At 35.4% G+C, this 18,082-nt stretch carries 18 protein-coding genes and 1 riboswitch; of the genes, 14 read left to right on the top strand and 4 right to left on the bottom strand.

Going from position 1 to position 18,082, the window contains the following annotated elements; all coding sequences use genetic code 11:
- Positions 1–22: 22 nt before the first annotated feature.
- Both KQI49_RS05980 and KQI49_RS05975 read right to left on the bottom strand, forming a co-directional pair.
- Positions 23–805, bottom strand: coding sequence for a YqhG family protein (locus KQI49_RS05980; RefSeq protein WP_216487464.1), 783 nt, complete (start codon positions 803–805; stop codon positions 23–25).
- On the bottom strand, positions 792–2,453 hold the full coding sequence (locus KQI49_RS05975) for a DEAD/DEAH box helicase (RefSeq protein ID WP_216487463.1): 1,662 nt from the start codon (positions 2,451–2,453) through the stop codon (positions 792–794). The genes KQI49_RS05980 and KQI49_RS05975 overlap by 14 nt, the downstream gene beginning before the upstream one ends.
- A gap of 243 nt (positions 2,454–2,696) precedes the next feature.
- A riboswitch (glycine riboswitch) is annotated at positions 2,697–2,794 on the top strand.
- Between the two features lie 278 nt (positions 2,795–3,072).
- On the opposite strand from KQI49_RS05975, the gene gcvT reads away from it, so the two are divergent.
- The 3 genes from gcvT to gcvPB are packed head-to-tail and all read left to right on the top strand — an operon-like array spanning position 3,073 to position 7,010.
- Positions 3,073–4,185 carry a glycine cleavage system aminomethyltransferase GcvT gene (gene gcvT, locus KQI49_RS05970; RefSeq protein WP_216487462.1) on the top strand — a complete coding sequence of 371 codons (1,113 nt, stop codon included), beginning with the start codon at positions 3,073–3,075 and terminating at the stop codon, positions 4,183–4,185.
- 13 nt (positions 4,186–4,198) lie between these two features.
- Positions 4,199–5,551, top strand: coding sequence for an aminomethyl-transferring glycine dehydrogenase subunit GcvPA (gene gcvPA / locus KQI49_RS05965; protein ID WP_216487461.1), 1,353 nt, complete (start codon positions 4,199–4,201; stop codon positions 5,549–5,551).
- Positions 5,544–7,010: an aminomethyl-transferring glycine dehydrogenase subunit GcvPB gene (gene gcvPB, locus KQI49_RS05960; protein WP_216487460.1), complete on the top strand. Its 1,467-nt coding sequence runs from the start codon at positions 5,544–5,546 to the stop codon at positions 7,008–7,010. The genes gcvPA and gcvPB overlap by 8 nt, the downstream gene beginning before the upstream one ends.
- Positions 7,011–7,232: 222 nt before the next feature.
- On the opposite strand, the gene KQI49_RS05955 is transcribed toward gcvPB, so the two are convergent.
- A complete protein-coding gene (locus KQI49_RS05955) occupies positions 7,233–7,604 on the bottom strand; it encodes a rhodanese-like domain-containing protein (RefSeq protein WP_216487459.1) in 372 nt (123 codons plus the stop codon).
- A 329-nt stretch (positions 7,605–7,933) separates the two neighbouring features.
- Here KQI49_RS05955 and KQI49_RS05950 point away from each other — a divergent pair, with 329 nt between their 5' ends.
- The 3 genes from KQI49_RS05950 to KQI49_RS05940 all read left to right on the top strand — a co-directional run bounded on the left by KQI49_RS05950 (position 7,934) and on the right by KQI49_RS05940 (position 12,405).
- Positions 7,934–10,492 (top strand): vitamin B12-dependent ribonucleotide reductase, encoded by a 2,559-nt coding sequence (locus tag KQI49_RS05950; protein WP_216487458.1) that lies wholly within the window; start codon positions 7,934–7,936, stop codon positions 10,490–10,492.
- 169 nt (positions 10,493–10,661) lie between these two features.
- A complete protein-coding gene (gene mntR / locus KQI49_RS05945) occupies positions 10,662–11,081 on the top strand; it encodes a transcriptional regulator MntR (protein WP_216487457.1) in 420 nt (139 codons plus the stop codon).
- Positions 11,082–11,514: 433 nt separating this feature from the next.
- Positions 11,515–12,405: a patatin-like phospholipase family protein gene (locus KQI49_RS05940; protein WP_216487456.1), complete on the top strand. Its 891-nt coding sequence runs from the start codon at positions 11,515–11,517 to the stop codon at positions 12,403–12,405.
- A 45-nt stretch (positions 12,406–12,450) separates the two neighbouring features.
- Here KQI49_RS05940 and KQI49_RS05935 read toward each other — a convergent pair whose 3' ends face one another.
- Positions 12,451–12,819: an SA1362 family protein gene (locus KQI49_RS05935; protein WP_216487455.1), complete on the bottom strand. Its 369-nt coding sequence runs from the start codon at positions 12,817–12,819 to the stop codon at positions 12,451–12,453.
- Between the two features lie 266 nt (positions 12,820–13,085).
- On the opposite strand from KQI49_RS05935, the gene KQI49_RS05930 reads away from it, so the two are divergent.
- The 8 genes from KQI49_RS05930 to spoIIIAD all read left to right on the top strand — a co-directional run bounded on the left by KQI49_RS05930 (position 13,086) and on the right by spoIIIAD (position 18,056).
- Entirely contained in the window at positions 13,086–13,583 is a 498-nt protein-coding gene (locus tag KQI49_RS05930; protein WP_216487454.1) for a YqhR family membrane protein, read from the top strand.
- A gap of 93 nt (positions 13,584–13,676) precedes the next feature.
- Positions 13,677–14,117, top strand: a complete 441-nt coding sequence (gene aroQ, locus KQI49_RS05925; RefSeq protein WP_216487453.1) for a type II 3-dehydroquinate dehydratase — start codon at positions 13,677–13,679, stop codon at positions 14,115–14,117.
- Between the two features lie 23 nt (positions 14,118–14,140).
- A complete protein-coding gene (locus KQI49_RS05920; protein ID WP_216487452.1) occupies positions 14,141–15,205 on the top strand; it encodes a M24 family metallopeptidase in 1,065 nt (354 codons plus the stop codon).
- Positions 15,206–15,268: 63 nt separating this feature from the next.
- The gene (efp, locus tag KQI49_RS05915; RefSeq protein ID WP_216487451.1) at positions 15,269–15,826 is read left to right on the top strand and encodes an elongation factor P; all 558 of its coding nucleotides are present in this window, start codon (positions 15,269–15,271) and stop codon (positions 15,824–15,826) included.
- A 180-nt stretch (positions 15,827–16,006) separates the two neighbouring features.
- Complete coding sequence (gene spoIIIAA / locus KQI49_RS05910; RefSeq protein WP_216487450.1) at positions 16,007–16,915, top strand: stage III sporulation protein AA; 909 nt, start codon at positions 16,007–16,009, stop codon at positions 16,913–16,915.
- A gap of 11 nt (positions 16,916–16,926) precedes the next feature.
- Positions 16,927–17,439 (top strand): stage III sporulation protein SpoIIIAB, encoded by a 513-nt coding sequence (spoIIIAB, locus tag KQI49_RS05905; protein ID WP_216487449.1) that lies wholly within the window; start codon positions 16,927–16,929, stop codon positions 17,437–17,439.
- Between the two features lie 14 nt (positions 17,440–17,453).
- Positions 17,454–17,660, top strand: a complete 207-nt coding sequence (spoIIIAC, locus tag KQI49_RS05900) for a stage III sporulation protein AC (RefSeq protein ID WP_216487448.1) — start codon at positions 17,454–17,456, stop codon at positions 17,658–17,660.
- Positions 17,661–17,663: 3 nt separating this feature from the next.
- Positions 17,664–18,056 (top strand): stage III sporulation protein AD, encoded by a 393-nt coding sequence (gene spoIIIAD / locus KQI49_RS05895; protein WP_216487447.1) that lies wholly within the window; start codon positions 17,664–17,666, stop codon positions 18,054–18,056.
- Positions 18,057–18,082: the final 26 nt, after the last annotated feature.

The raw sequence follows: 18,082 nt of genomic DNA, 5'->3' as shown, positions 1-18,082 counted from the left end.
GTTCTTTTCGTTAAATTTTCATCTATAAATGATGTAAATAAAAAATGCCTCCATTAATTATAGAAATATTTATTTGTGGTTCATATCGAGTTTTTATTTCGTGGATTTCTTTTTTCATTTGTTTTTCTTCTTCTTCACTTGGATTAATATAAAATAACTTGAGCAGTTCAATATCTTCTTCAAGTTTTGCAATTGATTCATCCGCCCATTTGTGTTCCTGATTTTCTATATAGTTCTTAATGACGGATTCAATTCTTTTATAGCCGCTTTTCAATTTAATAAGTGGGGAAATAGTGTAACAAAAATCAGGTATAGTATTCTGTAAATTAATCTTATATAAATATTCCATCATTTGGGATTTCATCATACCATTAATTAAATTTAGCCCCAATGAAAATACTTCATCTTTTTGTAATTTACCAACATATGTTACTTTAATGTTTAAAAGCAACCATGGATGTAAAGCTGTATTAGTCGTTACATCCGCTAGATTTTGGTAGGCTTTTGTAAAGCGTTCATTTATCTTAAGATGTTCCATGATTTGTTGTAATCGTGGACTTCCAAAATGGATTAATTCTCCTTGTTTACCACTAGTTCCTTGATCTGTTATGAGTGTAAGTGTCTGAGGTTCACCAACTTGGCCCATTTTTTTAATATAATGCCAGTAGAAAGGTCGATTCATTAAAGCTCGGTCCATTTCTTCAGTCAATTGTATTGTTAGAACACCGTTTTGATTAGAGATGAGCCGGCATTTATGTGCAATGAAAAAATCACTTAAGAATTGATTTAAATTAGTTATAGCCATACGACTGCTCCTCATTATGCAATTCATTATTTTTGTTTTGAATAATTGAAGCTAAATTATCGAGTTTTATTTTAGCTTCACCATGTGATGATGAGCTTGTATAAATAGAATAGAGCTCAGACTCTAAGTTATTAATATCAAGTTCCGCTAAAATATCATCTAGCTGACCAATTACTTGTTGGAATAAATTAATTTTTTCATATAATAAGCTCATAATATGATCTTCTACAGTACCTTTAATCGCGAAATTATAAATGTAAACATCTTTCTCTTGCCCGTAGCGATGAATACGGCCGATTCGTTGCTCTAAGCGCATTGGATTCCAAGGTAAATCATAATTTATCATTATATTGCAAAATTGTAAATTTATTCCTTCCCCACCTGCTTCTGTAGCGATGAGAACTTGAGCATGGTTTTTAAATAACTGCTTCATCCAATCTTTCTTTCCGCCTTTAAAGCCCCCTCTGAAAGGCACTGATGTTATATTATGCTGTTGTAAATACCATTGTAAATAGAGCTGGGTTGCTCTATATTCGGTAAAAATAATAACCTTTTCATCTTTATGATGTTCAATTAATTCAATGACTTTTTTAGCTTTTGAATGATGTGGTAGCCCTTCGATTTCTTTCAACAATGGATCAATCAACTCTTTAGTTTCTTGTTCCTTACTCATTTTTTGAAGAGATAAGTAACAGGCTTCACGAGAGGAACAAATTTCTCTAAGTAATGTGATTTTAGCAAATGTAGATAAAGGTTGGATTGATGTACTTAATTGCTGATAGAAATCATTCTCAATCTTTGAAAAATCAACTCTTACTGTCTCTATTTTTCTCGAAGTCTGATTGAGCGATGTATTTTTTCTGGTGTTTCGGACCATAACTTTTTGAATGAGTTTTCTTAACATGGCATTCTGTTTAATTTTGTTGCGATCATTTCCATATTCCTTAATAAATGAATCATAACTCCCTAAGTGTCCTGGTTTTAAAATCGATACAAGATTAAATATTTCTATTAAATGATTTTGAATAGGTGTAGCTGTTAATAATAAGCAATACTTTTTCTTCAAGGCTCGTACTAATTTATAATTTTGTGTTTGATGGTTTTTTAATTTGTGTGCTTCATCTATTAAAATGAGGTCGTAGTCAATATCTAGTATTTCTTCCCGATGTGGTGATCGTTTAGCAGTGTCAATAGATGAGATAAGGATATCATGTTGGCTCCATTGATAATTTTTACGGTAGGGAACGGCCGGAATGAAAAATTTTTCATTCAATTCTCTCGCCCACTGATTCACGAGGGAAGCAGGAACCAGAATGAGTATTTTTTTCACAAGTCCCCTTAATAAATATTCTTTAAGAATAAGACCTGCCTCAATTGTTTTACCTAATCCTACTTCATCCGCTAAGATCGCCCTGCCATTCATGTCTTGAATAGCTTGTTTAGCTGTTTCTACTTGGTGGGGTAAAAAATCGATATGAGATAAGTAGTTTAAGGCATGCAACTCTCCAAAGTTAGGTGATATATTAGTTAGTTCAGTTTGGTAAGCCATAGAAAATAAATCCCAGGACGAAAAGGTTTCCTCCCTATTAACTTTTTCGTCTAATTCTTTTATAAATTGTTTATCGGTTTCCAATTTTATATTTTTCATTTCTTCACCTTCTCGTTATAAGACAATTTATTAAAATGAAACAATTAATTAACTATAATAATTAATCTATGCTATAATATAGATAGTAAAAGAGAGAGTTTTCACCACTTGATACATAGTATAACCAAACTAATCCTTTTTCATTAGGCGAATGAATACAAGGGGAGAGTTTACTAAACGTTTTATTAGAAAGAGTCAGGGGTCTCTTTCTAAGTGATTTTATACATATTGCGGAATATAGACATACTTTCTAAGGAATTTACTTAGTAAAACTCGTTTAGTAACGCCGAAGGAGCAAGCAGTCACGCGAATCTCTCAGGTAAAAAGACTCTTGTAGGACGCATCTCTGGAGAGAGTTTACATGTCGTCTCACAATATTTTGATATGTGAACCACCCACGAAGCAAACACTCGATAACTTGAATGCGTTTTCCAAGTTACTTTTAAGTGTGCAACTTTCTGGTTGAAGGACAGAGGTTTTTACTGGAAAAGATGGAATTCAAATATCTGTATTTAGATACTTGTTTTTCCATATCAGTGAAATCTCTGTTTTTTATTATGGAATTTATTATGAAAAATAAACTCATGAAGTAGCGAAAATGATAAAGGAGTGATGGAAGGTGAGTGAATTGAAAAAAACTTCAATTTATCCTGAGTATGAGCGGTTGGGGGCTAAAACCATTGACTTTGGCGGTTGGGATATGCCAGTTCAGTTCTCAAGTATTAAACAGGAACATGAAGCGACAAGGACTCATGCAGGATTATTTGATGTATCCCACATGGGGGAAATCGTCGTAAAAGGTGAGAAAAGCTTAGAATTCTTGCAAAAAATGGTAACGAATGATGTTTCTAAGCTGTCACCTAAGCGTGCACAATATACGTTTATGTGCTACCAAGATGGAGGCACTATTGATGACTTTCTTATTTATATGATTGAGGAAGATCATTATTTTCTAGTTGTAAATGCTGCTAATACAGAGAAAGACTTCGAGTGGATGATGGAACATAATGATTACTCAGAAGATGAATTAACTATTGAAAATGTTTCGGCTAATTACGGTTTACTTGCTTTACAAGGCCCAAATGCAGAAAAAATCTTACAAACTCTAACGGAAACAAACTTAAGTGAGATTAAATTCTTTCGTTTTGAAGAAAATGTCAAATTTACTGGTATTGAACAAGGGTCCATCGTTTCTCGAACAGGATATACAGGGGAAGATGGTTTCGAGATATATATTGATAGCCACGCGAGTCGTGAACTTTGGAACAATATTTTAGAGGCAGGAAAAAATGATGGCTTATTACCAGTTGGACTCGGAGCAAGAGATACGCTTCGTTTTGAAGCTAATTTACCACTTTATGGTCAGGAATTATCAAAGGATATTTCGCCAATTGAAGCTGGTTTGAAGTTTGCGGTTAAAGTGGATAAAGCAACTAATTTTATTGGTAAACAGGCCCTTAAAGAACAAGTCGAAAATGGTGCAAATAGAGAACTCGTTGCACTTGAGATGTTAGACCGAGGAATTCCAAGAACTGGTTATGAGGTTTATTATGAAGGTGAGAAAATTGGTTCGATAACGTCCGGTACACAGTCTCCAACATTAAAGAAGAATATCGGCTTAGCCCTAGTGAAAAGCAATGTCACTGAAGTGGGGACTGAAATTGCTGTGCAGGTGCGTAAAAGAAAGTTAAAAGCTGAAATTATTGAAACGCCATTTTTAAATAAAAAATAGGGGGAGAATTAACATGGAATTTCGTTATTTGCCCATGACAGATGCGGATAAAAGAGAAATGCTTGAAGAAATCGGTGTCGAGTCAACCGATGAATTATTTTCTGAGATTCCCGAAAAAGTTCGTTTTAAAGGGGAACTTAATCTCAAGAATCCCGTAAATGAAGTAGAGTTGAAAAAAGAATTGACTCATATGTCTAATAAAAACGCCAATTTAAAGGAATATAGTTCATTTCTAGGTGCGGGTGTGTATGATCACTTCATCCCGTCGGTTGTGGACCACGTCATTTCTAGATCTGAATTTTATACAGCCTATACACCATATCAGCCGGAAATCTCACAAGGAGAGCTCCAAGCAATATTTGAGTTCCAAACAATGGTTTCTGAATTAACAGGTATGGAAATTGCAAACTCATCAATGTATGATGGGGGGACATCGCTGGCTGAAGCTGTGACCTTAAGCGCCGGACATACAAGAAGAAAAAAAGTTCTTGTATCAAAAACAGTTCATCCTGAATCAATAGATGTTATAAAAACATATGCAAAAGCTCAATATATCGAAATTGTCGAAATTGATATGAAAGATAATCGTACTGATCTAGAGCATCTGGAAAAAGAATTGAATGAAGAGATTGCCGGTGTTGTCGTTCAATATCCAAACTTTTTTGGTGAGATAGAACCCCTAAAAGAGATTAAATCAATCATAGAAAAACAAAAGAAAACTATGATGCTCGTATCGAGTAACCCTCTAGCTTTAGGTTATCTTACGCCTCCAGGAGAGTTAGGTGCAGATATTGTAGTAGGCGACACTCAAGTATTTGGCATCCCTGCTCAATTCGGGGGACCACATTGCGGTTATTTTGCTACAACAAAGAAATTAATGCGTAAAGTACCTGGTAGATTAGTAGGGCAGACAACAGACGAAGAAGGAGTGCGTGGATTTGTCTTAACGCTCCAAGCGAGAGAACAACATATTAGACGTGATAAAGCTACATCTAACATCTGTTCAAACCAAGCTTTAAACGCGCTAGCAAGCTCTGTAGCTATGAGTTCAATAGGTAAAAACGGTCTTAAAAAGATGGCCGAATTAAATATGCAAAAAGCTCGTTATTTAAAAAACCAACTTGAGAAAAACGGAATATCTGTCGCAACAAAAGGTGCATTCTTTAATGAGTTTGTAATAAAACTTTTTAATAATGTTTCAAATATAAATAAAAAATTGCTTGAAAAAGGAATTATTGGAGGATATGATTTAGGGCTGATTAACCAAGAATTAAATAATCATATGCTTGTTGCAGTAACTGAAATTCGTACAAAAGAAGAAATTAATGCTTTTGTTAAAGAATTGGGGGAGATCAACAATGGCTAAAAAGGATTTTCCATTAATTTTTGAATTAAGTAAAGAAGGAAGAACGAGTTATAGTTTACCAGATATGGATGTTCCCGAAGTTAACTTAAATGAAGGGCTTGAGGACGATTATGTGCGAAAGTCTGCTCCCGATTTACCTGAAGTAAGTGAACTGGATATTATGAGACATTATACAAGACTATCGCAACGAAATTACGGGCTTGACTCAGGGTTTTACCCACTTGGTTCTTGTACGATGAAGTATAACCCGAAGATTAACGAAGATGTGGCAAGATTGCCTGGATTTACTCACATACATCCACATCAACCAGAGGAAAGTGTCCAGGGTGCAATGGAAATGATGTACGATCTACAAGAGTCATTAAAAGAGTTGACAGGAATGCACGAAGTATCGCTTCAATCAGCAGCCGGTGCCCATGGAGAATGGACAGCGTTAATGATGATTAGAGCATTCCATGAGGCAAATGGTGATTATAACCGGACAAAGGTCATTGTTCCCGATTCAGCTCATGGAACAAACCCAGCCTCTGCAGCCGTTGCAGGTTTTGATTCTGTAACAGTAAAAACAAATGAAGAAGGCCTTGTTGATATAGAAGATTTAAAAAAGGTTGTTGACAAAGATACAGCAGCGTTTATGTTAACAAATCCTAATACATTAGGTTTGTTCGAAACAGATATCGTAGAAATGGCAGAAATCGTCCATAGTGCGGGTGGCAAGCTTTATTATGACGGAGCTAATTTAAATGCAATTATGGGTTATACTCGTCCAGGAGACATGGGCTTTGATGCGGTTCATTTAAACTTACACAAAACGTTTACTGGGCCACATGGTGGAGGAGGTCCTGGTTCAGGCCCAGTAGGAGTTACTGAAGAATTAGCACCATTTTTACCAAAACCCGTCTTAACTAAAAAGGACGATTACTTTACGTTTGAATATGATCGTCCACAGTCAATCGGAAGAATTAAGCCTTATTACGGTAACTTTGGGATTAACTTACGAGCCTATACGTATATTCGTACGATGGGAGCGGAAGGGCTTAAAAAGGCAAGTGAGTACGCTGTATTGAATGCGAATTATATGATGCGTAAACTTGAAAAAGAATATGAATTGCCTTTCTCTCAGCACTGCAAGCATGAATTCGTACTTTCAGGGAAGAAGCAGAAGAAATTGGGTGTAAGAACACTTGATATTGCGAAACGTCTGCTAGACTATGGGTACCATCCACCGACCATATATTTCCCTCTTAATGTAGAAGAAGCAATGATGGCTGAACCAACTGAGACTGAGTCAAAAGAAACTCTGGACGGATTTATTGATGCGATGCTACAAATTGCTAAAGAAGTTGAAGAAGAGCCTGAATTAGTTCAAGAAGCACCACATGATACCATTGTGAAAAGAATGGATGAAACAACAGCAGCAAGAAAACCAATATTAAGGTATTATACTGAAAATAACTAAGATAATGTTAAAAACAGTAAAAAGCGCTCCGAATTTGGAGCGCTTTTGTCTTGTTAATGTAATGAAAACAATCAACAGATGCCGCTTATATTATTTAAATTCCGAATAAAGAATATAAGTTGATTGCTTCAGAGTTCTGTATGCATTTATAGAATCGTCCTTGCCTTCTATATCATGTTTAAAAGTAAGAGTTTGAGCTACCTATTAAGTTTTAGGAGTTCTTTATTTTGACTTGACTTTTCCTGTCCATTTTTTAAATCCACCTTTTAATTGGTAGAGATGTTTGTAGCCATTTTTGTTTAGAAGCTGTGCTGCACGAGCCGAGCGTGAGCTACCTTGACAATACAAGTAAACTGGCTTGTCAGGTCGTATTTCTACTAGTCGTTGTTTCATTTGTGTTACGGGTATATTTCTAGCGCCTAAAATATGTCCTTTATCAAATTCTTGGGGTTCCCTTACATCAATCAGTTGTGCTTTTCTATATCCCTCAATGAATTGTTCCTCAGTTAAAACATTCAGATAAGTAGATTGACGGTAATATCTAAATACACCAATACCAATTAATACAACTAAAGCCACGATTAAAAACGTCATATATTTCCCTCTTCTTTCAAATTTGTTCTAATACTATTATAAGTATATATCTTTATTATTTCAAAGATTAGTTTTTAAAAATTTATTTTTACTGTTTATTTTTATTGCTTTTTCTTCAATAAACAATTAAGTTTGATAGGGTGTTAAAATCTTAGTGGTAGTTGCAAAAATCAATAGTTGACAAAGATTTTATTTAATGTATATTACTATATGTAGTACATATAAACATTTTAAGCACAATATATTGTTTGAAGTGTAGCGAATTAGGCTATTGGCTTATAACAACAATAATTATATTCATGATGAAGAAATAAACAGGGAGTGATAGTATGTCAACTAAAACGAAAAAATCAGCCAATATTGATTTTGAAATGCTTAATAAAGATATAGCACAGTTTCCTCAAGTGCATCCCATTACAAAAGACATGAAACTTACACATGAAGGCGTCTCACGTTTGGTTATGCTAGACCGTTATGCGTTTAAAGATACCGAGAAAAAAACTCTAAAAGAAGGGGATTTCGTCGTCCTTACGGTAAAACCGGATCCTAAGTTTCCGGCTAGAGGATATGGCTTTATTAACTCAATTGATTGGACAAACGGTGAGGCATATATAAAAGTTGATACTGATTTCCTTTCTATTTTGGAAGGCGAAGAGGCGGAAACTGGATTGATTCGTCGTGGCCTAGAAGTTATAGATAAACCACTGGAGATATTTTATGAGCAAATTGCCATGAGAAATGCAACAGGACTTGCGAGTGTTGAAGAAACTGAAGATAAGGTTAACTATTGGCACGATAAATTCAAACAAGAACTGGTTAATATGAACTTTATTCCGGCAGGAAGGGTTCTTTATGGAGCAGGTTCAGGAACAGATGTGACATACTTTAACTGTTATGTTATGCCTTATATTCGGGATTCAAGGGAAGGGATTTCAAATCATAGAAAACAAGTCATGGAAATAATGAGCCGTGGTGGTGGTGTGGGCACAAATGGATCTACACTACGCCCGCGAAATACATTGGCACGAGGTGTCAATGGGAAGTCGTCAGGCTCAGTCTCATGGTTGAATGACATTGCGAAACTAACCCATTTAGTAGAGCAGGGCGGCAGTCGCAGGGGAGCCCAAATGATCATGTTAGTTGATTCTCACCCTGATATCATTGAATTTATCATTTCAAAAATGCAGAATCCTAGAATTTTACGTTATTTAATAGAAAACTCCGAAGATGAGCATATAAAACAGTTTGCGCAAGAAAAACTTAAATTCACTCCTTTAACTGAGACAGAGACAGATCTTTATCAAGGAATTGTCAATTATCAAACCATGCCTGGTCAAGGAGGCTTTACGCAAGCCGCTATTGACGAAGCTCAGAAAAAATTAAGAATGGGTGGAACATATGATGTCCACCAATCTGACTTTTTAACTGGCGCAAATATATCGGTTTGTTTAACAAAAGAGTTTATGACTGCAGTTGAAAATGATGATTATTATGAGTTGCGCTTCCCAGATGTAGAAAATTATACAAAGCAAGAAATGAAAGAATATAATGAGAAGTGGCATGAAGTGGGAGATGTCCGTAAATGGGAAGAAATGGGTTATGATATTCGAATTTATCGTCGTATTAAAGCAAAAGAATTATGGAACTTGATTAATATATGTGCGACTTATTCGGCCGAACCTGGGATATTCTTCATCGATAATGCAAATGACATGACAAATGCAAAAGCTTATGGTGACCAGGTTGTCGCGACTAATCCATGTGGTGAACAACCGTTAGCTCCATACTCAGTCTGTAATCTTGCAGCTGTTAATCTCGCTGAAATGGCTAATAAAGATACTAAAACAGTTAATTTTGAAAAGTTGAAAGAGACGGTACGTGTAGGAGTAAGAATACAAGATAACGTTATAGATGCCACTCCCTATTTCTTAGAAGAAAACAAGAAACAGGCTCTTGGAGAACGTCGAATAGGTTTAGGTGTTATGGGTCTTCATGATCTCTTAATCTATTCAGAAACTGAGTATGGTTCTAAAGAGGGTAATGATTTAGTTGATAACATATTTGAAACGATTGCGACGACCGCCTATCGTGAATCGATTGAGCTTGCTAAAGAAAAAGGTAGCTTTCCTTTTTTAGTTGGCGAAACAGAAAAAGAAACAAAGCAGCTTAGACAAGCATTTATTAGTACGGGATACATGAAAAAAATGCCAGATGCTATTCGAAATGATATCTTAAAATACGGGATACGTAATTCTCATTTGCTAACAGTAGCACCAACCGGTAGTACAGGCACAATGGTAGGGGTAAGTACTGGACTTGAACCTTATTTTTCATTTTCTTACTATAGAAGCGGAAGGTTAGGTAAGTTTATAGAAGTTAAAGCAGAGATAGTCCAAGAATATTTAGATGCCAATCCAGATGCTGATCCAGATCATTTGCCACATTGGTTCATTACTGCAATGGAATTATCACCAGAAGCCCATGCGGATACACAATGTGTTATTCAATACTGGGTCGATAGCTCTATTTCCAAAACAGTTAATGCGCCGAAAGGATACACTGTTAAACAAGTAGAAAGTGTTTATCAACGCTTATATAAAGGCGGAGCAAAAGGCGGTACTGTTTATGTTGACGGTAGTCGTGACTCTCAAGTATTGACTTTAAAAGCGGAAGAAAACAATATAGGGGAACAAACTGAGTTATTTGAAGCGGAATCTCCGCGTAAAGTGGTTGTGATGGATACTATAAACGAACTTGAAAGTACAAATGTTACTATCGGGTCTGAAGTTGGCAATACATGCCCAGTTTGCAGAAAAGGCCATATCGAAGACATTGGTGGCTGTAATACATGTACAAGCTGTGGAGCACAATTAAAGTGTGGTCTGTAGGCTTTTAGTAAGTGTTGGAAATGAATAATAAAAAGTCTTTAACTACAAAAAACTAACCAAATTGGTTAGTTTTTTGTAGTTAAACCTTGTGTATACAGCACTTTTAAGGTATTCTTTGACTAGAAACAATTTTGCCTTATATAAAATTATTTGAAATGAGGAGATGCTCTTGCCTACAGCTACTATGGAAGATTACATAGAACTAATATATAATCTTATTGAGATGAAAGGCTATGCACGCGTGTCCGATATAGCCGAAGAGTTAGAAGTACATCCTTCTTCAGTTACAAAAATGGTCCAAAAATTAGATAAAGATAATTTTGTTAATTATGAAAAATATAGAGGTTTTGTGTTAACTGAAAAAGGAGAAAAGGTAGGTAAAAAACTCGTTTTCCGTCATGAATTACTGGAAGAGTTTTTAGAAATCATAGGGGTGGAGAAGGAAAATATTTATGATGATGTAGAAGGGATTGAGCACCATTTGAGTTGGAATTCAATTGACCGAATTGGTGACTTAGTTCGCTACTTTGAAGAAGATCAAAAACGAATAAAGGATTTAAAAGGAATACAGAGTATAAATGAAGCGTAATCTCGTGAACGACTCACCACTTAATTTCATACGAAATTTGAGGTGAAAGCTTCTCGTTTCCGCGAAAATTGCTTACTATATAAGTCTTGTGTGTTTTCCACGAGCATGGATTCGGGGCATTCCAACCCTATTGACACGAAATGTTTCTAACGTACCTTGGATATCGCTGTAAATCCGCATGCAACTTCATATATCCAGTTGTCAAAGAACATTGCTTATATATAGCAACGTACTTGACCGAAAGCCAATTCACCTCTACCTTACCGCCTAAGCAATCGCTCTTCACACGCTTGAAGATGGAGACTTCTTGGCTAAAAATGTTAAAGAAGTTATCTATATGATCAAGTCATTTATCATCGACTTTTTAAAATAGTGGTTCTATTTTTGCAACTCCCGCTTATTCTAATAGAAAGTACTAATAAGGGGAGGAAATATGCAAATAGACGGTGTGTTTTCTGGCGGTGGTATTAAGGCTTATGCTTATATAGGTGCTTTACAAGAGATTCATCAGCATAATTTAACCTTTAAAAGGGTAGCTGGCACTTCAGCTGGATCCATTATTGCCTCATTTCTTGCTGCAGGCCATACACCAAGCGAAATTGAAAAGTTAACCAATCAATTAGATTTAAAAGCATTTATGGATGCTCCCGTGATAACAAAATACATACCAGGTACGAAATGGTTCTTTCTTTATTTTCAGATGGGTCTTTACCATGGTAGACGATTTGAGGAATGGTTACAGAACAAACTAGCTGATAAAAATGTGTATACATTTGGTGATCTACCTAAAGATGCCCTTAAAGTTATTATAAGTGATTTATCTTTAGGAAGGCTTATTGTTATTCCAGATGATTTGGAAAGAGTATATGGCATCCAGCCAAAGTATTTTCCTGTTGCTAAAGCAGTGCGGATGAGTTCTGGATTTCCATATTTTTTCATGCCTAAAAAAATGCCCGGTAAAGAAAAACAAAAAAGTGTTATTGTTGATGGTGGTCTATTAAGCAATTTTCCTATGTGGGTGTTTGAGAACAAGAAATCAAAAAACAGTCGACCTATTCTAGGAGTAAAGTTGAGTGAATCAATGGATAATCCTCATCCACAAAAGATTAGAAATGCCCTAGATATGTTGCACGCGCTCTTTTCAACAATGAAAAAAGCCCACGATACCAGATATATATCTAAACATGATATAAATAATATTATTTTTATTCCTGTTGATAACATTTCAGCCACTGATTTTAACCTGAGTCAAAACGAGAAGGAAAAATTAATTGATTTGGGAAGAGAACGGACAAAACAATTTTTAAAGTATTGGCCAAAATAATATAAAATTCAAAAACTAAAATATAATACAAAAAACGAGCTACACTTAATTGGAAGCTCGTTTTTTCTTGGATCCTTTGTTGCCTTCGATTACTCTTAAGTGACTTGCTCGTCTTCTTTGCTTTCTTCTTGTATTAGAAGAATTTGTTTTCTTGGATGTACGACCTGCATTTTGAGGTGAATCTTTATATTTTATTTTTGATTGTTTAACTGCTTGTTTATATTTCTTCATCTCAGAAGACGGCCGTTGTCTTAAAACCAAGAAGTAGAGCACCGCGAAGATAGCTACCCCAACTCCCACCATAATGAACACAGAAGTGAAGAAATTTACAGTATTTGTTAGCAATTGTGCCGCAACACCAATCACGGCAAGGCCGATAACTAAATAAATTAAGGTAGAAGCGATTCGACTCATTAAAAATGCCTCCCTCCTGAATCATCCTTATATACTCTATACCACATACAAGTATGAATATATCATTCTTTTTAAAATAAACAGGGTTATCATTTATCTTTTCCACTTACACCCAATTTATTCACCTCTTGTATAAGTAGTTTGTCTGTTTTCCGCTTATATGTGTCTACATTCTATTTTACTAAATAAATGGAATAAATGAAATGACTTTAACTTTTGTGATTGATTTTGAATTGAATGGTCACACTACATAATGGGGTGATGACATGCAAAAGCAAGTTAATCAGCAAAATAATAGGAACCAATCGGTCCAGTTTGGAAGAGCTCTATTAACAGGATTTATTGGTGGGGTGTTTTGGAGTGCGGTAGGAATGTTAATGTATTACTTTAACTTTATAGAGATTCCCGTAAAATCTCTTGTTCTTACTTTTTGGATAAAGGCCTCCTGGGCTCAAAGTTGGATTGGTAATGTAGTATCCATATTTTTAATAGGTCTTCTGTCAATTGTGGTGGCGATCATTTATTACGGTCTGTTTAAAAAACGTAATTCAATGTGGGTAGGATTTTGGTTCGGAATTGTACTTTGGTTTATAGTGTTTTATTTCTTCAATTCATTTATGGATAATGTGCCATCGCTATCTAATCTAAAAAACGAAACCATCGTTTCTACCCTGTCCTTGTATAGTTTGTACGGGCTTTTTGTAGGATACTCCATTTCATTTGATTATAATGACAATAGAGTTGCGGTTCGGCAAGAAGAGTAATATATTCACTTTTTAACTTAATAAAATTATTCAAAAGGCATAGTTTGTGTTAGACTAAAGTCGTCCTATTTTTTATAAAAAAGGGGAAGAGTAATGAAGCGCTTGCTTATGTTAAATGGTCCTAATATTAATTTATTAGGCGAACGTGAAAAAGATATCTATGGTGATTTCACTTTAAAAGATATTGAACAAGAGGTAAGAGACTATTTGAAAAGTGTTGGTTATTCACTTGATTGTTTCCAGTCCAATCATGAAGGAGATCTCATTGATTGGATACAAGAGGCGGATAAAAAATACGAGGGAATCATCTTCAACCCAGCAGCTTATACTCACACAAGCATTGCTCTTCGTGATGCTATCAAAACCACTGATATTCCAGTGGTGGAAGTACATATTTCAAATATTTATAAACGCGAAGAATTTAGAAGGAAATCAATAACTGCACCGGTTTGTCAGGGACAAATTGTAGGGTTTGGTAAAAATGGATATCGATTAGCTGCCATGGCACTCATCGATGTAGATGTATTTGATTAATAAAAAGAGAGGAATGACAGGACATGGAGAAAGTCAAAAAAGTACAAAGTGAATTAAAAAAACGAGAACTAGATGCCATATTGGTTACGAGTTCTATTAATCGTCGTTATTTGACAAGTTTTACAGGAACAGCTGGTGTTGCTTTAATTAGTCAAGATAAAGCTCGATTCATTACAGACTTTCGTTATACGGAGCAGGCAACTGAGCAAGCCGAGCATTTTGACGTCATAGAACATAAGGCATTGATTCATGAAGAAATTAAGAACCAATTAAACGAACTAAATATAAAACGTCTAGGATTTGAAAAAAATCAAGTTACATTTGCAACCTATGAATTGTACACAAAAACTTTCGATACTGTTGAGTTAATACCTGTAGGGGATATGATAGAGAACCTAAGAATTTATAAAACACCACAGGAACTTGAAATTATGAAGCAAGCAGCAGAAATTGCAGATAAGGCATACAATCATATCCAAACTTTTATTAAGCCGGGAGTTAAGGAAATAGATGTTTCAAATGAACTCGAATTTTTTATGCGTAAGCAGGGTGCCACATCTTCAAGCTTTGATATTATCGTTGCTTCTGGTTATCGTTCAGCATTACCGCACGGAGTTGCTTCTGACAAAATAATCGAAGAAGGCGAGTTAGTCACGTTAGATTATGGCGCGTTATATCAAGGGTACTGCTCTGATATTACTCGCACGCTGGCCGTAGGGGATATTGATGACGAACTTAAAAGAATTTACGATACAGTCTTGAAAGCCCAAGTGTTAGGTGTTGAAGGTATTAAACCAGGAATGACTGGGAAAGAAGCAGACGCTTTAACGAGGGATTATATCACTGATAAAGGATATGGTGATTACTTTGGCCATTCAACTGGCCATGGCTTAGGGATGGAAGTCCATGAGGCACCAGCATTATCTTTTCGATCAGATGTTAAATTGGAGCCTGGTATGGTTGTGACTGTTGAACCAGGGATTTATATACCAAACGTTGGTGGTTGCCGAATTGAAGATGATATTGTGATAACTGATTCAGGAAATGAAAGATTAAATCATTCAACAAAAGAATTAATTCACTTATAAGCTTGACTCTATGATTATTCGGTTAAATATATATCGGGGAGTTATTTCGAAGGAGGATAAACAATGATCTCGGTAAATGATTTTAAAACAGGGCTTACAGTAGAAGTTGATAATGACGTATGGCAAGTCATTGAGTTCCAACACGTAAAACCAGGAAAAGGTGCTGCTTTTGTCAGATCAAAATTAAGAAATTTAAGAAACGGAAATATACAAGAAAAAACGTTTCGCGCAGGTGAGAAAGTAAACAGGGCTCATGTGGAGCACAATACAATGCAATATTTATACGCCTCAGGTGATACACATGCGTTTATGGATACTAACACTTATGAACAAATTGAGCTTCAGACAAGTCAAATAGAAGATGAGTTGAAATTCATCAAAGAGAATATGGAAGTATCTATCGTTACTTATGAGGGAGAAATAATTGGAATAGATCTTCCGAAAAACGTTGAGCTGGAAGTAACTGAGACTGAACCAGGCTTGAAGGGAGATACGGTAAGTGGTGGATCAAAGTCTGCCACGCTAGAAACAGGGCTTGTTGTTCAAGTTCCTCTCTTTATAAACCAAGGTGAAACACTTGTAATTAGTACAACTGATGGGAAATACGTATCAAGAGCATAATAGAAAAGATTAAAAAAGCAGCCCGTTCAGGGTTGCTTTTTTTATGTTTAAATAACATACTCCTCTCTATTTTCCTCATATTTTTGTCCAATCTTTTAATATTCATTAATTTAAAAGTCATATTCCATTTGAATTATCATAGATTTACTATAAAGATAATTTAAAAAGTGGGGACATGCTATGAAAGAAATTCTTCGTTTATTCCCAGAAACATTAAGCGCACAAATCAACTTACAGATTGCGGGACGTTGGCACTACTTACAAGAAATTCGTTTCCGTTTCAATCAACCTATTGAATTGATTTTTGATCATCAAGTTGAATGGGTTAATAATATCAAGCCAAATCAGAAAGATAAAATGCATATTATTAACCAATTAAGCGACTTCTCTCTTTATCGAATGGAAGACGAACTAAGGGAAGGTTATATTACTATCGAAGGCGGCCACCGAGTTGGCTTAGCAGGAAAAGTCAACACAGTAGATGGGGCGGTTAAAGCCATTCAGTATATAACGTTTTTAAACATACGAATAGCTAAGGAGAAGCTAGGTGTGGCTAAACCTTTGATGTCCTATCTGTATTCCAACCAATATTTAAATACATTATTTATTGGTGCACCCCAAACGGGTAAAACGACTTTAATTCGAGATCTAATAAGAATTATATCTTCGGGGTGGAAAAACATTCCGGCAAAGAAAGTCGGGGTTATAGATGAACGCTCTGAGATTGGGGCTTCCTTAAATGGTATCCCGCAGCATAACTTAGGTAGGCGTACTGATGTCTTGGATGCTTGTCCCAAAGCGGAAGGAATGATGATGATGATTCGTTCTATGTCACCAGATGTCATTGTTGTTGATGAAATTGGAAGCCAAAAAGATGTACAAGCACTTCTAGAAGCGATTAATGCGGGTGTGACGATTATTTGTACGATTCATGGCCAATCATTAGAAGATATTAAGAAACGTCCGTCTATTCAGCCATTATTTCAACAGCATATTTTTAAAAGACTTTTTATATTGGATAACAGTGGGCAACCTGGAATAATAAAAAAAGTTTACAACGAGGATCAACAAATTGTTTTGCAAACTTAAGGAGCATAATAATGAAGTGGATAGGTGCACTTATGATTATAGGAATAACTACATGGATAGGATTCGATAAAAGCCATCAATTAAATAGAAGGCCAAAACATATTAGACAGCTAAAAAATGCTTTACAAATTTTGGAGGCTGAAATTCTTTACAGCCAATCGTCATTACAAACAGCTTTTCAAAATATAGCTGACCAAGTTCCACAACCAATGAGTAATTTTTTTCAATCATTAGCTCATAGAATGCAATCCAGAGATTTTGATTTAATGGACTGCTGGGAGAAAAGCGTTCAAAAGCTTATTAATCAATCGAGTCTTGGGCTAAATGAAGCGGAAATCCTTAAGCAATTTGGGAGAACTCTTGGACAACATGATATGGTTCAACAACAAAAACATATCCAATTAACAATTACTCATTTAGAACGAGAACTGGAAGAAGCAAGGGATGAGCAATACAGATTTGGTAAAATGTCAAAGAGCTTAGGTGTTTTATTAGGTGTATTTATTGTTTTATTGCTCATATAGGAAGGGGCATGATTATGCTAGCAGACGCAACTATTTTATTCCAGATTGCTGGAATTGGTATTATAGTGGCACTCATTCATACTATATTGAAGCAAATGGGCAAAGAAGAAATTGCCCAATTTGCTACCTTAGTTGGTTTTATTATAGTTCTTGTCATTGTCGTTAATAGTTTATCGGATCTTTTTCAACAAATAAAATCAGTGTTTTTATTTCAGGGATAATCTATGGAAATATTACACATCGTTATATTTGCTTTGATTGCTAGTATTCTTTATATCGTTTTAAAGGATTTACATGAATCATTTGCATTTTTAATTGTTCTGATCGCAGGGATTGTGATCTTTCTAGCGGTGATCAAACAATTAGGTATCATCTTTCAGCTATTACAATCGTTAGGACAAAAAGCGGCTATCGATGGAATGTATATCGAAACAATTTTAAAAATCATCGGCATCGCTTATATTGCTGAGCTGGGTGCAAATATTACAAAAGATGCAGGTTTAGATTCAGTCGCATCTAAAATCGAATTAGCTGGAAAAGTATTTATTTTGGTGTTAGCTATACCAATCATCACTGCGGTCATTGAGGCTATTTTATCCTTTTTGCCGACGACATAGATTGAATATGAAAGGAGTAACCATTG

Source organism: Virgibacillus sp. MSJ-26 (genome assembly GCF_018918075.1).
GTDB lineage: Bacteria > Bacillota > Bacilli > Bacillales > Amphibacillaceae > MSJ-26.
This window is presented reverse-complemented; position numbering and strand designations above follow the sequence as displayed.

What these genes read in the sequence shown, in the direction of transcription:
- aroQ (WP_216487453.1), top strand. Translation starts at nt 13,677, where the DNA reads ATGAAGCGCTTGCTTATGTTAAATGGTCCTAATATTAATTTATTAGGC.
- KQI49_RS05930 (WP_216487454.1), top strand. Translation starts at nt 13,086, where the DNA reads ATGCAAAAGCAAGTTAATCAGCAAAATAATAGGAACCAATCGGTCCAG.
- KQI49_RS05980 (WP_216487464.1), bottom strand. Translation starts at nt 805, where the DNA reads ATGGCTATAACTAATTTAAATCAATTCTTAAGTGATTTTTTCATTGCA.
- KQI49_RS05920 (WP_216487452.1), top strand. Translation starts at nt 14,141, where the DNA reads ATGGAGAAAGTCAAAAAAGTACAAAGTGAATTAAAAAAACGAGAACTA.
- gcvPA (WP_216487461.1), top strand. Translation starts at nt 4,199, where the DNA reads ATGGAATTTCGTTATTTGCCCATGACAGATGCGGATAAAAGAGAAATG.
- efp (WP_216487451.1), top strand. Translation starts at nt 15,269, where the DNA reads ATGATCTCGGTAAATGATTTTAAAACAGGGCTTACAGTAGAAGTTGAT.
- KQI49_RS05935 (WP_216487455.1), bottom strand. Translation starts at nt 12,819, where the DNA reads ATGAGTCGAATCGCTTCTACCTTAATTTATTTAGTTATCGGCCTTGCC.
- spoIIIAC (WP_216487448.1), top strand. Translation starts at nt 17,454, where the DNA reads ATGCTAGCAGACGCAACTATTTTATTCCAGATTGCTGGAATTGGTATT.
- spoIIIAA (WP_216487450.1), top strand. Translation starts at nt 16,007, where the DNA reads ATGAAAGAAATTCTTCGTTTATTCCCAGAAACATTAAGCGCACAAATC.
- gcvPB (WP_216487460.1), top strand. Translation starts at nt 5,544, where the DNA reads ATGGCTAAAAAGGATTTTCCATTAATTTTTGAATTAAGTAAAGAAGGA.
- spoIIIAD (WP_216487447.1), top strand. Translation starts at nt 17,664, where the DNA reads ATGGAAATATTACACATCGTTATATTTGCTTTGATTGCTAGTATTCTT.
- KQI49_RS05950 (WP_216487458.1), top strand. Translation starts at nt 7,934, where the DNA reads ATGTCAACTAAAACGAAAAAATCAGCCAATATTGATTTTGAAATGCTT.
- KQI49_RS05975 (WP_216487463.1), bottom strand. Translation starts at nt 2,453, where the DNA reads ATGAAAAATATAAAATTGGAAACCGATAAACAATTTATAAAAGAATTA.
- spoIIIAB (WP_216487449.1), top strand. Translation starts at nt 16,927, where the DNA reads ATGAAGTGGATAGGTGCACTTATGATTATAGGAATAACTACATGGATA.
- KQI49_RS05940 (WP_216487456.1), top strand. Translation starts at nt 11,515, where the DNA reads ATGCAAATAGACGGTGTGTTTTCTGGCGGTGGTATTAAGGCTTATGCT.
- KQI49_RS05955 (WP_216487459.1), bottom strand. Translation starts at nt 7,604, where the DNA reads ATGACGTTTTTAATCGTGGCTTTAGTTGTATTAATTGGTATTGGTGTA.